General features: G+C 49.0%; 15 protein-coding genes. All 15 read left to right on the top strand.

The genetic code is table 11. The annotated features are described in order from the left end of the window. Positions 1-21: 21 nt before the first annotated feature. The gene (gene rpsR, locus KNO91_RS11990; RefSeq protein ID WP_015880232.1) at positions 22-252 is read left to right on the top strand and encodes a 30S ribosomal protein S18; all 231 of its coding nucleotides are present in this window, start codon (positions 22-24) and stop codon (positions 250-252) included. Between the two features lie 151 nt (positions 253-403). Continuing rightward, entirely contained in the window at positions 404-2,395 is a 1,992-nt protein-coding gene (locus KNO91_RS11985; RefSeq protein ID WP_214789944.1) for a DHH family phosphoesterase, read from the top strand. Beyond that, entirely contained in the window at positions 2,392-2,835 is a 444-nt protein-coding gene (rplI, locus tag KNO91_RS11980; protein WP_214696532.1) for a 50S ribosomal protein L9, read from the top strand. The genes KNO91_RS11985 and rplI overlap by 4 nt, the downstream gene beginning before the upstream one ends. A gap of 17 nt (positions 2,836-2,852) precedes the next feature. Continuing rightward, positions 2,853-4,205, top strand: a complete 1,353-nt coding sequence (dnaB, locus tag KNO91_RS11975) for a replicative DNA helicase (protein WP_015880235.1) — start codon at positions 2,853-2,855, stop codon at positions 4,203-4,205. A 158-nt stretch (positions 4,206-4,363) separates the two neighbouring features. After that, positions 4,364-5,653, top strand: a complete 1,290-nt coding sequence (locus KNO91_RS11970; protein WP_214789946.1) for an adenylosuccinate synthase — start codon at positions 4,364-4,366, stop codon at positions 5,651-5,653. 121 nt (positions 5,654-5,774) lie between these two features. After that, positions 5,775-6,485, top strand: a complete 711-nt coding sequence (yycF, locus tag KNO91_RS11965; RefSeq protein ID WP_214696534.1) for a response regulator YycF — start codon at positions 5,775-5,777, stop codon at positions 6,483-6,485. Positions 6,486-6,488: 3 nt separating this feature from the next. After that, positions 6,489-8,330: a cell wall metabolism sensor histidine kinase WalK gene (walK, locus tag KNO91_RS11960; RefSeq protein ID WP_074034022.1), complete on the top strand. Its 1,842-nt coding sequence runs from the start codon at positions 6,489-6,491 to the stop codon at positions 8,328-8,330. After that, positions 8,330-9,712, top strand: coding sequence for a two-component system activity regulator YycH (yycH, locus tag KNO91_RS11955; protein WP_214818159.1), 1,383 nt, complete (start codon positions 8,330-8,332; stop codon positions 9,710-9,712). The genes walK and yycH overlap by 1 nt, the downstream gene beginning before the upstream one ends. Further along, the gene (locus tag KNO91_RS11950; RefSeq protein WP_214818157.1) at positions 9,699-10,523 is read left to right on the top strand and encodes a two-component system regulatory protein YycI; all 825 of its coding nucleotides are present in this window, start codon (positions 9,699-9,701) and stop codon (positions 10,521-10,523) included. The genes yycH and KNO91_RS11950 overlap by 14 nt, the downstream gene beginning before the upstream one ends. A 13-nt stretch (positions 10,524-10,536) precedes the next feature. After that, positions 10,537-11,328: an MBL fold metallo-hydrolase gene (locus KNO91_RS11945; protein WP_214818155.1), complete on the top strand. Its 792-nt coding sequence runs from the start codon at positions 10,537-10,539 to the stop codon at positions 11,326-11,328. Between the two features lie 51 nt (positions 11,329-11,379). Further along, a complete protein-coding gene (locus tag KNO91_RS11940; protein WP_214818153.1) occupies positions 11,380-12,639 on the top strand; it encodes a S1C family serine protease in 1,260 nt (419 codons plus the stop codon). Between the two features lie 37 nt (positions 12,640-12,676). Beyond that, entirely contained in the window at positions 12,677-12,838 is a 162-nt protein-coding gene (locus KNO91_RS11935; RefSeq protein WP_214696548.1) for a CxxH/CxxC protein, read from the top strand. A gap of 83 nt (positions 12,839-12,921) precedes the next feature. Further along, positions 12,922-13,401, top strand: coding sequence for a 23S rRNA (pseudouridine(1915)-N(3))-methyltransferase RlmH (gene rlmH, locus KNO91_RS11930; RefSeq protein WP_015880244.1), 480 nt, complete (start codon positions 12,922-12,924; stop codon positions 13,399-13,401). A 73-nt stretch (positions 13,402-13,474) separates the two neighbouring features. Next, positions 13,475-14,236, top strand: coding sequence for a hypothetical protein (locus tag KNO91_RS11925; protein WP_214818152.1), 762 nt, complete (start codon positions 13,475-13,477; stop codon positions 14,234-14,236). An 84-nt stretch (positions 14,237-14,320) separates the two neighbouring features. Then, on the top strand, positions 14,321-14,875 hold the full coding sequence (locus tag KNO91_RS11920) for a GNAT family N-acetyltransferase (protein WP_214818150.1): 555 nt from the start codon (positions 14,321-14,323) through the stop codon (positions 14,873-14,875). The last annotated feature ends 105 nt before the right edge of the window (positions 14,876-14,980 follow it).

Genomic DNA, 14,980 nt, shown 5'->3' with positions numbered 1-14,980 from the left:
ACTTATAAAGGAGGTCTTCACATGGCACGTCGTCCAGGAGGTCGTCGTCGTCGTAAAGTATGTTTCTTTACGTCGAACAACATCACTCATATCGATTATAAAGACGTAGAATTGCTCAAACGCTTCGTTTCGGAGCGTGGTAAAATTCTTCCACGTCGTGTGACTGGTACTTCAGCGAAATACCAACGTCCACTTACTGTCGCTATCAAGCGCTCACGTCAAATGGCTTTGCTTCCATACGTTGCAGAGTAATGTTTGACGAACGGCTTATCCTTTTGGATAAGTCGTTTTTTTGTATTTTACCTCGTTTGTAAGTGTGTAAGTGAAACCGACGAATATGGTATGATAGAGCAGAAACCTTTACGATTCCATGGGTGAACATTACTCATTTTAGGAGGCATACATGCACAGTGGTGAAGCAATAACATCCGTGAAGAACCAATACGCGCGGCACATGATTCCATATGTGATTGGATTTTTTGTCTCGTTTGGATTGGCGTTCTACAGCATTGTGGCAGCAATCACCCTGTTTATGGGCACGCTGATCTTTTATATCTATCAGCAAGTGACGATGCGACGGGAACGTAAAAATTGGGAACAGTATGTCCTCTCACTCTCTCATCAAATCGAGGAGGTCGGGAAAGAAGCGTTGACGACGATGCCGATCGGGATTTTAGTCTTTGATCAAGACCGACGCATCAGTTGGTTTAACGAACAATCGCGATTGATCTTCGAACTCGATATGGCGATTGGTGTACCGCTCGATGCGCTCCATTCCGCATTCGATGAATTGATTGAAGAAGAAGAGGATGAAGCCACGATTGAAGTGGGTGACCGCGTCTACCGTGTCTATTACAATCAAACACATCAAACACTCTATTTGTTTGACATGACCGAAGAAGCGGAGATTGAGCAAAAGTATGTTCAAACACAAACGGTCATTGGTATTTTGTATTTAGATAACTATGACGAGATGTCGACTGCGGTGGATGAGCAAGTGCGCAGTGACGTGAATCGTCGTGTGACGGTGCTTCTCAACCAATGGGCGCAGCGACATCATGTCTACATGCGCCGTACGGCAGCAGACCGCTTTTTCCTCGTCATGAACGAGCGGACGTTATCCGAACTTGAAAACAATCGTTTTTCGATTTTGGATGAAGTGCGCGATGCGACGAAGGAACAAAAAATTCCGTTGACGTTATCGATTGGAATTGGATGTGGAGAGACGACATTGACGGAGCTCGGTAATTTATCGCAATCGAGCCTCGATCTCGGACTAGGTCGCGGTGGTGACCAGGCCGTCGTCAAACGTCATAACGGAAAAGTCCGCTTCTTTGGAGGAAAGACAAATCCGACGGAGAAACGGACGCGCGTCCGGGCACGTGTCATCTCGAACTCGATGCGTGATTTGATTCGGGAGTCGAGCCGCGTCCTCATCATGGGACATAAAAATCCAGATATGGACTCGCTCGGAGCTTCCATCGGGATCATGAAATTGGCTGAGTTTGTCGGACGTGAGGCGTACGTAGTGATGCCGTCAGGTGAGACGAGCATCGGTATTCAACGGCTCGTTCAAGAAGTGGAGAACGATGACTCCTTATATAGTCAGTTCTTGACCGAATATGAAGCACAGCCGCTCATCGACGAACAGACACTCCTTGTCGTCGTCGACACGCATCGTCCTTCACTCGTCATTTCAAAGGATATCTTGTATCGGGCGGAGCGCGTCGTCGTAATCGACCACCATCGTCGCGGGGAAGAATTCATCGAGGACCCGGTCCTGGTGTACATGGAGCCTTACGCCTCATCGACATGTGAGCTCGTCACGGAGTTGATCGAGTATCAGGCGGGAAGTCGCAAGCTCTCGATTCTCGAGGCGACGTCACTTCTTGCAGGAATCATGGTCGATACGAAAGGCTTTACGCTCCGCACAGGTTCACGTACGTTCGATGCGGCGTCCTACTTACGCATTCAGGGAGCTGACACGGTGCTCGTGCAGCACTTCATGCGTCAAGACCTCGATGCCTATATCGAGCAGTCACAGATTTTGAAAAACACCGAGATTTACGCAGATGGTATGGCGATTGCGGTCGCTTCTGACGACGAGGCTCATCATCAAGTATTGATTGCCCAGTCGGCAGACCAATTGCTCAATATGGAAGGTGTCAAAGCCTCGTTCGTCATCGCGATTTTACCAGATGGGCGAACGGGCATCAGCGCTAGGTCGCTTGGTGACGTCAACGTCCAAGTCATCATGGAAATGCTTGATGGGGGCGGACATTTGACGAATGCGGCGACACAACTCGAGATGAGTCGCGAACAAGCAAACGTCTTGTTAAAAGAGGCGATTGATCATTATTTGACAGATGATACTGAAGGAGAGGAATTAGAATGAAAGTCATTTTGAAAGTAGATGTAAAAGGGCAAGGGAAAGCTGGAGAAGTGAAGAACGTAGCCGATGCTTACGCGAAAAACGTCTTGTTCAAGAAAAACTTGGCGGTTGAAGCGACACCTGGAAACTTAAAAGCGTTCGCAGCGAAAGAGCGTCGTGCCGAAGAAGCGGCAGAAGAAGAGTTGAAAGAAGCGCAACAACTCAAAGCGAAACTTGAAAAAGAGACGATTGCCGTTACGACGAAAGCCGGTGAAGGTGGACGCGTGTTCGGATCGGTCACGAGCAAACAAATCGCAGATGCCCTCAAATCGATGGGCTACAAAATCGATAAGCGTAAAATCGAGCTCGAGCACCCGATCAAGGCGCTCGGTTTCACAAAAGTGCCAGTGAAGTTGCACCATGACGTCGTCGCGACGTTGAACGTACATGTACAAGAAGCCTGAAGGTGAGGTAGAGACGGATGAGTGATGCGATTCAAGTCAATACACCACCACATAGCGTGGAAGCGGAGCAAGCCGTCTTAGGGGCGATCATCCTCGATTCGGACCGGCTGATCACGGCCTCAGAGCGGGTCGACCCGGACGACTTTTATCGCGTCAGCCACCAACGCATCTTTGAAGCGATGTTAAAGATCAATGACCGGGGTGAACTTGTCGACTTGGTCACGCTCAGTTCAGAGCTTCAGGCGCAGGGCATTTTAGACGAAATCGGCGGCCTCAACTATTTGGCCGAGGTCGCGGAATCGGTCCCGGCCATCGGGAACATCGGCTATTATTTGAATGTCGTCGACCAAAAAGCAGCACTTCGTCGCCTGATTCGAACGGCGACAAATATCGTTTCAGATGGTTATGAGCGCCAAGATGAGGTCGATTCTGTCCTCTCAGATGCAGAACGGAACATTTTAAAAGTATCGCAACGTAAGGGGCAATCGAGTTTCCATCCGATTGGTTCCGTCCTATCGGATGCCTATTCGACGATTGAAAAGCTGCATCAGTCGAGCGGTGAAATCACCGGTATTGCGACAGGGTTTACCGATTTGGATAAGATGACGGCCGGTTTCCAACGAAACGATTTGATTATCGTGGCCGCTCGTCCATCTGTCGGGAAGACCGCATTCGCCTTGAACATCTCGCAAAACGTTGCTGTCCGTACGGGCGAGAACGTCGCCATCTTCAGTTTAGAGATGGGTGCGGAACAGCTCGTCATGCGTATGTTGTGTGCGGAAGGGAATATCGATGCCCAACGCCTCCGGACCGGTCGTCTTGAAGCGGAAGACTGGGGTCGCTTGTCACTTGCGATGTCATCGCTCTCCCAAGCGGGCATCTATATCGACGATACGCCAGGTCTTCGTGTCAACGAGATTCGGGCGAAATGTCGTCGCTTGAAGCAAGAACATGGTCTCGGGATGATCATGATTGACTACTTGCAGCTCATCGTCGGGAACGGGAAGCCGGGCGAGAACCGCCAACAGGAAGTTTCCGAAATCTCGCGTACGCTCAAAGCGATTGCACGGGAACTGCAAGTGCCGGTCATCGCCTTGTCGCAGCTCTCACGTGGAGTAGAGAGCCGTCAAGACAAGCGCCCGATGATGTCGGATATCCGTGAATCAGGAGCGATTGAGCAGGATGCCGATATCGTTGCCTTCCTCTATCGTGATGACTATTACGATAAAGAGAGTGAAGACGCCAATACGATTGAAATCATTATTGCGAAACAACGTAACGGTCCGACCGGTACGGTCAAGCTCTCCTTCCGGAAAGAGTACAACAAGTTCGTCAATATGGAGACACAAGCCTTCGCGCCACCGATGTAACGTCGGTGGTGTCTTTTTTTGTATAGGTAAGTCGTAAAATAACGAACGAATAGTTACATGTTGTATAAAACGTTCGGTATTGGATTGACTTTCTTGCTTTTCAAGTGTACACTTACGGATGGTTTGAACAGAACGTTGATTAATAAGGAGGATTCATTATGTCATCAGTAGTCGTAGTGGGAACGCAGTGGGGCGATGAAGGGAAAGGGAAAATCACCGATTTCTTATCGAAACAAGCCGAAGTCGTCGCGCGTTATCAAGGGGGAGACAACGCTGGTCACACGATCGTCTTCAATGATACGAAATATAAACTTCACCTCATTCCGTCGGGTATCTTCTATTCGGATAAGACGTGTGTCATCGGGAACGGAATGGTCGTCAACCCGAAATCACTCGTGACGGAACTTGCTTACTTACATGAACGCGGTGTGAGCACGGACAACCTCCGTATCTCGAACCGGGCGCATATCATCTTGCCGTATCACCAACTTCAAGACCGTTTAGAGGAAGATGCAAAAGGTGATGCGAAAGTCGGGACGACACTTAAAGGAATCGGTCCAGCATACATGGACAAAGCGGCACGCATCGGGATTCGTATCGCGGACCTTCTCGACAAAGAAGTGTTTGCGGAGAAATTAAAGACCGTTCTCGAATTGAAAAACCGCATGTTCGTGAAAATGTATGAGGTCGACCCAGTCGAATTTGATGATATCTTTGAAGAGTACTACGCGTATGGCCAACAGTTCGCGAAATACGTGTGTGATACATCTGTCGTCTTGAACGATGCGCTCGACGAAGAGAAGAAGGTTCTCTTTGAGGGAGCACAAGGTGTCCTTCTCGATATCGACCACGGAACGTACCCGTTCGTCACATCGTCGAACGCAGCGTCTGGTGGTGTATCAAGTGGTGCCGGAATCGGCCCATCGAAAATTCATCACGTTGTCGGCGTCTGTAAGGCATACACGTCACGCGTCGGTGACGGTCCGTTCCCGACACAACTCGATGATGAGATTGGTCATACAATCCGTGAAGTCGGGAAAGAATACGGAACGACAACAGGCCGTCCACGTCGTGTCGGCTGGTTCGACTCGGTCGTCGTCCGTCACTCACGTCGTGTCAGCGGGATCACAGATCTTTGCCTCAACTCAATCGATGTATTGACAGGTCTTGAGACGCTCAAGATTTGTACATCGTATGAGTACGAAGGAAAGCATCTTGACGAATACCCACCGAACTTCCGTGTCCTTGAGAAGTGTGTACCAGTGTACGAAGAACTTCCTGGCTGGACAGAAGATATTACGGGCGTCCGTAACTTCGACGATCTTCCAGAGAATGCGAAGCGTTACGTGCGTCGCATCGAAGAATTGACGGGTATTGAGTTATTGACCTTCTCGGTCGGACCGGCTCGTGAGCAGACGGTCATCTTGCGTGACATTTACGAAGCATAAGAAAGGGAGCCATTGCGGCTCTCTTTTTCATTTCCACGGAAATGGACCACGCTTTCTAAGCTGTATAAAAAGAGTTACAATGTAGGCATGTACGTTTAATGATAAGAGGAGGACTCACTGAATGGATCGTACGATTTTAGTGGTAGATGACGAACAACCAATCGCAGATATATTGAAGTTTAAACTTGAAAAAGAAGGTTATCAGGTGCATGTCGCCTATGACGGCGAAGAAGCGCTCGTGAAAGTGGAAGAGATTCAACCGGATCTCATCTTACTCGATATCATGCTTCCGCTCAAAGACGGTATGGAAGTATGCCGTGAGGTACGCAAGAAGTATGACATGCCAATCATCATGTTGACGGCAAAAGACTCAGAAATCGATAAAGTGCTCGGGCTAGAGCTTGGTGCGGATGATTACGTCACGAAACCGTTCAGCTCACGTGAGTTGTTGGCTCGCGTCAAAGCGAACATGCGACGTCATGCGACAGCGCCGGCGCCTGAAGCAAAAGGTGCGAACGCGAACGATATCGTGATCGGCGACTTGACGATTCACCCGGACTCGTACATGGTGACGAAACGGGAAGAGAAGATCGAGCTGACGCATCGCGAGTTCGAATTGATTCATTACCTCGCGCAAAATATCGGTCAAGTGATGACGCGTGAGCATTTGCTCCAAACCGTATGGGGCTATGATTACTTCGGGGACGTTCGTACCGTGGATGTCACCGTACGCCGTCTTCGCGAAAAAGTAGAAGACAACCCATCGACACCGACGTATATCATCACACGTCGCGGAGTCGGGTATTATTTGAAGGCAGGAGAAGAAGATTAAACGATGAAACGGACGAACTTCTTTAAATCAATCCAGTGGAAGCTCGTCGTCATCTATGCGCTGCTCATTCTCGTTGCGATGCAAGTCATCGGCGTGTACTTTGTGCGTTCTTTGGAACGGCAATACATCAACAACTTCTCGCAGTCACTCGTCGACCGGGCGAACCTACTGAGCTATAACGTCAGTGAGGGGATCGCCGCGAACGAGAGTGACTCGACCACGGACCAGCAGTTGAACCAGTTACTGGATCAGCTGCTGTCTGACTTTACCGAGAGCACGACGCTAGCTGACGACATTCGAGAAGTCCAAATCATCGACACGAACAGTGTCGTACGGGCGACCTCGAACCAGAACAATCAAAGTCTCGTCGGACAACGGACGGCGAGTACGTTTATTCAAAAATCATTCGCGACAGGCGGCGCACAAGAGACGCTCGTCTATGAAGATTCGAATGATCGGATGCGTGTCGTCGCCGTTCCAGTCAAATCGGAAGTAGACGGGACCACAATCGGCATGATCTATATCGAGGCATCGATGCAATCCATCTATAACCAGATGGAACAAGTCATCCGCATCCTCGCAACCGGAACGGTCATCGCACTGATCATCACGTCCTTCCTCGGTATCCTGTTATCTCGAACGATCACACGACCGATTGCCGATATGCGTCGGCAAGCCGTCGAGATGCGAAAAGGGAACTTCTCGCGGAAAGTTAAAGTGTACTCGGATGACGAGGTCGGTCAACTCGCATATGCGTTCAACGAATTGACAGACGAGTTGATGGAGGCGAACGCAACGACGGAAGCCGAGCGTCGCCGATTGACGAGTGTCCTCGAGAACATGTCGGACGGTGTGGTCGCGACCGACCGTTCGTTACGGGTCATTTTAATGAACGACCAGGCACGCGATATGATCGGGGTCGACGAAGAAGAGGCGATGGGAATGAATTTACAAAGCCTCCTCGCGTTCGAAGAAGAGATTGTCATCCCGGAGGATGGGACGATGCCGGCGAAACTGATTGACCTCAGTACGGATGAGGAACTGTTCCTCGTCCGAGCCTATTTCTCACCGATTCAAAAACATAGCGGGCCGATCACAGGTCTCATCGTCGTCTTGCACGACGTCACCGAACAAGAGCAAGTCGAACAAGATCGCCGTGAGTTCGTCGCAAACGTCAGTCACGAGTTGCGGACACCACTCACGACGATGCGTAGTTACTTGGAGGTCCTTGCGGAAGGTGCCTATCAGGACGATGAGTTGGCCCCACGCTTCTTAGAGACGACACAAAACGAGACGGAGCGGATGATTCGCCTCGTCAACGACTTGTTGCAACTCTCGAAGATGGACAGTAAAGAATATAAGATGCAGAAAGTGAAGTTCGACTTTGTGCAGTTCTTTAATGACATCATCGACCGTCACGAGATGACGAAAGGTGACGCAATTCAATTCCGCCGGAAACTGATGAAACGCCGCGTGTATGTGCATGCCGACCAGGATAAGATGACACAAGTGATTGATAACATCATCACGAATGCCATCAAGTTCTCGCCGGAGGGCGGTACGATCACGTTCCGGACGATGCTTCGGGCGAAACGCCTCGTCATCGGCATCAAAGATGAAGGGGTCGGGATTCCGAAGTCGAACTTGAAGAAAATTTTCGAACGCTTCTATCGTGTCGATAAGGCGCGGGCGCGTAATATCGGTGGAACCGGACTCGGTCTATCGATTGCCAAAGAAGTCGTATCCGCTCACGGTGGGGACATCTGGGCAGAGAGTGAATTTGGCCGCGGCACGACGATTTACTTCACGATTCCGTTCGATACGATTGTGGAGGTGAATGATTGATGAAACGGTTTACGATTGCAAAGCCAGAACTGTGGAAGTCGTTGCTTTTGCTCACGTTAATCGTCACGTCGATTGTTCAAACCATCATTTTGTGGGATTATCATCCCACCTATCAGTCAGTCCAATCGGAGACACAGCTGACGACGGTGGACGAATCATTACAACGCCGGGCGAATCAAGTCGTCATTCCGGTGCAGGCGGTCGTTCATGACAACAACGCCGTCTTCGCTTCGAAGAACACCCCGAAGCAGTTGATGCGGGTCATTCGGGATACGTTTGAAGCGAGTGAGTTCAAACCGCTCGCCGCGAAGAATATCCCGAGCTTTTACACAGATATCAACGAAGGGCTCGAGTTGATTTTACCGGAAGCTTACTATGCGGATACGCTCAGCTACATGTTGCCGGGCACGTACAGTCTGTCTGGGAAGATTCCGCAGCGTGTGCTCATCTACATGGACGACAATGCGTTTACTATCCGGACGATCATGAGTGACCAATCGATTTGGGAAGGGAAGTTGACGAAGGTTGGAAACGGCGACGTGAACAGTCTGTTCTTGAAAAACTCGGGTCGCACGATGAAACGGGTGACGTATACGGATGAACGCGTGAACTACATCCCGGTCGTCGGACCGGAGATGAATGAGTTGTTCGCGTATGACGTATCGTCGATTCAAATCGATGCGCGTCTCGACTGGATGCGGGACACGTTCTTCCCAGGCGACCCGAACGTCCAAGAAGTCGATCCGGCAAGTTCGGTCGGTGCATTGACGAACGGTGTCAGCGTAGCAGAATATGACGCGAAGCTGAACGCGAGTCGCTATCGGAACTTGTCTCGGAACGACACCGAGCGTGAAACGGCACTCGGGTTGGATTCGATTGTCGAATTCGTGAATTTCCATGGTGGATGGGTCGACGAGTCTTCTGAGAATCAAGGACTCTCGCTTCGTTTCGATGCGATCACACCGGCGAACAAAGGATTTGAAACGACCGTATTCCGTTTTCATGTGAAAGGATTCCCGGTCTTTAGCCAACGTGAGGCGTTTATAAACAATGACGCCATCGACTTATCCACATTGCGTGTGGAAAACGACGGGGCACAAGTCCGATCGATCACCCGTCACCACTTAGAGATTGACCGTTTGATTACGGTCGGTACGACGCAACTGGCTGACGCGGAAGAAGTACTCGGTACACTTATCAATTCTGGACGGTTTGAGAACGTGACCGAGATTCGAATCGGTTATGAGATTGAATATAACGAAGATACGAGCCGATATGTGACGTTCTCACCGAATTGGTTCGTACGTGAAGCCGGACGTTGGGTCCCATACAATCAGTCAGAAGATTGGACAGAAAGGATGATGTATCGTGGATTGGAGTAAAGCGAAAACGATTTTAATCTTCGCCTTCCTCGCCCTGAACATCTATCTGTTGTTCCAATTGGTGACCGAAACATGGGCGACTGAAGTCGTGACGAATGACAATACGTCGATTGCACAAATTTTAGATCAACGAAATGTCGACCCGGCAAAATTGCCACGAATGGGTCGGGATATCGGATATTTGACGGGGGCGTCTGAAGAGATGTCGGCCGCGATGATCACGAAAAATCGTGATGCCCAACTGGCGACGACGCTCGACAATATGCAACTCGAAGTCGAACTGAAGCAGCCGGTGCCGCTCGATGCAAAAGATTTGAGAACGACCGCTTCGACGTTCGTGGCAGAATATGTCCCGTTCGGAGAAGAGTATGCATACTGGCGATATGATGAAAAGACGAGACAAATCGCCTTCGTCCAAACGTTTGAAGACAATAAGATTTTCTCGGCACCCGAAGTCGAGGGAGATTCGGAGATGTATATCGGACCATCCCTCATCTTGATTCAATTGAATGAGGAATATGAAGTGACGGATTATAAACAACGTCACTTGAAAGACATCTCATCAAAACCGCAGGACGATCTCGTGTTAACGGCCAGTGAAGCCATCTCTCAACTCGCGTCACGGAAGTATTTCCAACCGAACCAAGAGATGCGGGCCATCAACACAGGGTTTTATAGCTTACCACTCGACAGCTCTGGCGGTTTGATTATCATGCCACCGCTCTGGTCGATCGCGATCGACGATCATGTGTATTTCGTCAATGCCATCGATGGGACGGTAGAGCGCGTCGAGTTCGAAACGAAAGAATGAAAGGAGTGATGGTGTGAGTTTACAGTATAGTGTGTTAGCGAGCGGATCGACTGGGAACGCCCTCTATATCGAGACGGAACGGACGAAGCTGCTCGTCGATGCCGGATTGACCGGGAAAGCGATGCAACAACGCATCGAAGCCATCGGTCGGTCGTTTGATGGGATCGATGCACTGCTCGTCACCCATGAGCACTCCGACCATATTAAAGGTGTAGGGATATTAGCACGAAAGTATAACTTACCGATTTATGCGAATGCGAAGACGTGGGAAGCGATGGAATCACTCATCGGAAAGATTGACCCGGCTTTGAAGTTTCATATCGAGGTAGGGGACGTGAAGCAGTTCGGTGATATTGAAATCGAGACGTTCAACGTGAGTCACGATGCAGCAGACCCGATGTTTTATCAGTTTGCCCACGATGGGAAACGCTTAGCCCACATCACGGACACTGGTTACGTCTCGGACCGCATGAAAGGGGTCATCCGTGGGGCCGATGACTTCATCTTCGAGTCGAACCATGACGTCTCGATGCTCCAAATGGGGCGTTATCCGTGGAGCGTCAAACGACGAATCCTTGGCGATTATGGGCACGTCTCGAATGAGGATGCGGCGATTGCGATGAGCGAGGTCATCGGTGACCGGACGAAACGGATCTATTTGGCGCACTTAAGCAAGGACAACAATATGAAGGAGCTCGCGCAAATGAGCGTCTCGCAAACACTCGGCATGCGGGACGTCGACTTAGGTCGCATCAAATTGTGCGATACGGACCCGACAATCCCCACTTCGCTCGTTTCTTTATAAGGAAACTTGGGAAAAGACAGTTATCACACTGTCTTGAAGGGGGGACGCGTCGTGAACGAAGAGAGACACCATGAGTATGAACCTCAAGACGTCGAACCTGAAGCACACGAAGCAAAAGAAGAAAAACCGACGTATCCGTCTCGGAGTGAATGGCGTCCGAAGCAAGAAGAGCACGTACGCCACAAGCCGAGACCGAATATAAAACCGTTGTTACTCGGAGGGGTTGGCGGATTCTTAGGAGCGGCTTTGTTTTTTGTCACAGTAATGCTCTGGGATTCGCCGACCTCTCGTTTTGTGACGAATGAACTGACCCGGACCGAGCAAGCCGTGACCGTCACCGAATCTGACGTCACGACCGCTGTCCTCGGGGCGAAGACGTCCGTCGTCAGCATTACGAACATCCAGCGTGCCTTCACCTCAGACTCGCAGTGGGAGGCGGGCGCAGGCTCTGGCGTCATTTATAAAGTCGAAGGGAACACGGCGTATATCGTCACGAACTTCCACGTCATCGAAGAGGCGGATGAAATCAATATCGCCTTCTCCGACGGTCAGATTGCGTCAGCGACCATTTTAGGCGAGGACCCGCTCAACGATTTGGCGGTCGCGGAAGTCGAGTTGCCGGACAATATCGATGCGAAACCGATCGTGCTTGGCGATTCTACCGTGCTACAGGCCGGTGAGACCGTCATGGCCATCGGAAATCCGCTCGGTGTCTTCTCAAACTCGGTCACCCGTGGTATCGTCAGTGGTGTCGAGCGGACGGTGCCGGTCGATACGAATAGCGACGGCTTGATGGATTACAACGCAGAAGTCATCCAGACCGACGCAGCGATCAACCCAGGAAATTCGGGCGGTGCCCTCATCAATGTTCGTGGGGAGCTCGTCGGAATCAATTCGATGAAAATCGCCGAAGCGAGCGTGGAAGGGGTCGGCTTCTCGATTCCGGTGAACGTGGCGCTACCGGTCATTGACATGTTAGAGCGTGACGGCAAAGTGACACGGGCCCAGCTCGGGGTCACGATTCAAGAAGTCATTGCCGTACCCGGTAACGTCCGGGAAGAATACGGCATCTCATTCGATCAAGAAGATGGTGTCTTCGTCGAAGAGGTGACACCAGGTAGTCCGGCTGAAGAGGCGGGACTCCGCGTCGGTGATATCATCACGCAAATCGGAGATCGGGAGATTAAACGATACGTCGATTTACGCGATGCGCTCTATCGAGATGCGACGGTCGGTGATACGATTACGATTGAGTATTTACGTCGCGGGGAAACGAGAGAAACCGAGGCGACTTTAACTGAAGCAACTTAAAGAAGCGGCAACGCTTCTTTTTTAAGGAGGAAAAACTGTGGAAAAAAAAGTATGCAAGGAACATGTTGAAATCGCTTTAGACATCATTGTGGATGAAACAGGTGAGTACCCGTTGTTAGAGGAATTATCCACAAGTGAACAAGTGACATGTGAGTTCTGTGAAGCCGATGCGACATATGTTGTGTCAAGCAAAAACTAATTATCAACATGTGGATTTGTGGATAACTCTGTGGATAACCCTATGGATAACTCCAAAAAAACTGTGGAAAAAGGAAGAATTGGATGAATATTTCAATTATCACGGTCGGCAAACTAAAAGAAAAATATTTAAAGCAAGGAATTGCCGAGTATACAAAACGGCTCTCTGCCTACGCAAAAGTGCAGGAAATCGAGGTCTCAGACGAAAAAGCACCCGAGCATTTAAGTGAGGCAGATATGTTACTAGTAAAACAAAAGGAAGGCGAGCGAATTTTGGCGAAGATATCCCCGGACACGCACGTCATCGCCTTGGCGATCAAAGGGAAGCAGCGGACGAGTGAAGAGTTCGCTCGTGAACTCGATCAACTCGCAACGTATGGAAAGAGTAAAATTGCTTTCGTCATCGGGGGTTCGCTCGGTCTGTCGGACGATGTGATGAAACGAGCGGACGATACGATTTCGTTCTCGAAGATGACGTTCCCGCATCAACTTATGAAGCTCGTATTATGTGAACAGATTTATCGAGCATATCGGATCAATCGGAATGAACCGTATCATAAATAAATATTTTTCAAAGAGTCATGTAGAACATTGTTTTATACTTGTTCTAGATGACTTTTTTTAGGAGTTGAATCATATGGGTGTTTGGGGAGTGGCGATTTTATCGAATGATCTTGCCGAAGATATTCGGTTTAGCTATAAAGATTTACTAGGGGACGGCTATTCGAATGAACAAGCGAGTGAACGGGTCATTCAAGAACATATCGATGAATTAGATGACGAGGAAATGATACTTTTTTGGCTTTCCTTTGCACTTATTCAATGGAAACTAGGACGATTACAAGATCACGTAAAACAAAATGCTGTAGAGATTATTGACAGTGGAATCGAGCTAGAAAATTGGAACGATGATTTAAAGTTAAAGAAGAAAAGAGAGGCCGTTCTTCTTAAGTTAAAACATCAATTGAATCAGCCTCAGCCACTTGCTAAAAAGATTCCTAAGCGCTTTGTAGCGAATACGACGTTTAAATCAGGAGACATTGTCAGTTTTCAAATGGACTCTTCCGAATATATCCTGTTAAAAGTGATTGATATTATTGAGCAATGGACACGTGATCGGTACCCACTTTTTGAGATATACGATTGGCAGGGAAAAGAAATTCCTTCATTAGATGAAATCAGTACATTGAGATTAAAGACAGAACCTTATGATGACGATGAGGACATGCCTCGAAAAATTGCCGTGTATCAGTCTGGCAAAAGGGATCCATTCGTCAAACGGGCTAGTCTCATTGCTGAAGGTTTTCCTGTAACGAGTGATACGGAACCACCTTACACCTTGTTATCTTGGAAGAGCCTCAATGCACTTATAGATGAGATGAATCTAAATAAAAACTAGATTGGACGATAGGATTCATAAAAACGATTTATTTGGCATCGGACTGTAATATTCTCAATCAAGGAAATGGAGCTGCAGCCAAATATGAACCAAACCATCAGTCTTCTAACACATCAAATCGCTCCCGATTTTTTAGCAACCTTTGAACGTTTTCAGGAAACCCATCGCATCTATGCGGTAGATCCGAGCGGTCAACTTTATCAAAAAGATGAGCATTACATCGATGAATGGGACGATGCGAAAAAACAACAGATCATTGATATTCTCAATTACTACATCGACCGTGGCGGCGTTGTTGTGGCAATCCAGAAAGGCGAGACGCTACTTGGATTTGCTGGACTGAACGGACAACCGCTCGGAACGGAAGCCCAGTATTTGAATTTGGGATTTATTCATGTGAGTCGTCCTAATCGTGGACAGGGGATTGGTAAAGTGTTATTTGAACAGGTCTGTCAGGCAGCGGTCGATCGAGGTGCGAAGAAACTCTACATCGGGGCGAACCCGGCCGTGGATACGTATCATTTCTATGAAGCGATGGGATGCACATTAGCCAAAGAGATCGTGCCAGAAATCTATAAAGCAGAACCACTCGATCTGCAACTTGAATATGTCTTATCGTCTCCTGAGACCACATCGTAACGATGTGGTCTTTTTCATTCATAAATCGCTCAACTCCAAGTTTTTTCTCCTATGAAGAATTGACCGATTTCAAAAAATTGTGATAGAATCACAAGGCAAATGATT

Source organism: Exiguobacterium sp. s59 (assembly GCF_018617475.1).
GTDB classification, from domain to species: Bacteria; Bacillota; Bacilli; order Exiguobacteriales; family Exiguobacteriaceae; genus Exiguobacterium; species Exiguobacterium aestuarii.
The sequence above is the reverse complement of the archived record's forward strand: the minus strand, read 5'-3'. Positions and strand labels throughout refer to the sequence as shown.

What these genes read in the sequence shown, in the direction of transcription:
- rpsR (WP_015880232.1), top strand. Translation starts at nt 22, where the DNA reads ATGGCACGTCGTCCAGGAGGTCGTCGTCGTCGTAAAGTATGTTTCTTT.
- KNO91_RS11985 (WP_214789944.1), top strand. Translation starts at nt 404, where the DNA reads ATGCACAGTGGTGAAGCAATAACATCCGTGAAGAACCAATACGCGCGG.
- rplI (WP_214696532.1), top strand. Translation starts at nt 2,392, where the DNA reads ATGAAAGTCATTTTGAAAGTAGATGTAAAAGGGCAAGGGAAAGCTGGA.
- dnaB (WP_015880235.1), top strand. Translation starts at nt 2,853, where the DNA reads ATGAGTGATGCGATTCAAGTCAATACACCACCACATAGCGTGGAAGCG.
- KNO91_RS11970 (WP_214789946.1), top strand. Translation starts at nt 4,364, where the DNA reads ATGTCATCAGTAGTCGTAGTGGGAACGCAGTGGGGCGATGAAGGGAAA.
- yycF (WP_214696534.1), top strand. Translation starts at nt 5,775, where the DNA reads ATGGATCGTACGATTTTAGTGGTAGATGACGAACAACCAATCGCAGAT.
- walK (WP_074034022.1), top strand. Translation starts at nt 6,489, where the DNA reads ATGAAACGGACGAACTTCTTTAAATCAATCCAGTGGAAGCTCGTCGTC.
- yycH (WP_214818159.1), top strand. Translation starts at nt 8,330, where the DNA reads ATGAAACGGTTTACGATTGCAAAGCCAGAACTGTGGAAGTCGTTGCTT.
- rlmH (WP_015880244.1), top strand. Translation starts at nt 12,922, where the DNA reads ATGAATATTTCAATTATCACGGTCGGCAAACTAAAAGAAAAATATTTA.
- KNO91_RS11925 (WP_214818152.1), top strand. Translation starts at nt 13,475, where the DNA reads ATGGGTGTTTGGGGAGTGGCGATTTTATCGAATGATCTTGCCGAAGAT.
- KNO91_RS11920 (WP_214818150.1), top strand. Translation starts at nt 14,321, where the DNA reads ATGAACCAAACCATCAGTCTTCTAACACATCAAATCGCTCCCGATTTT.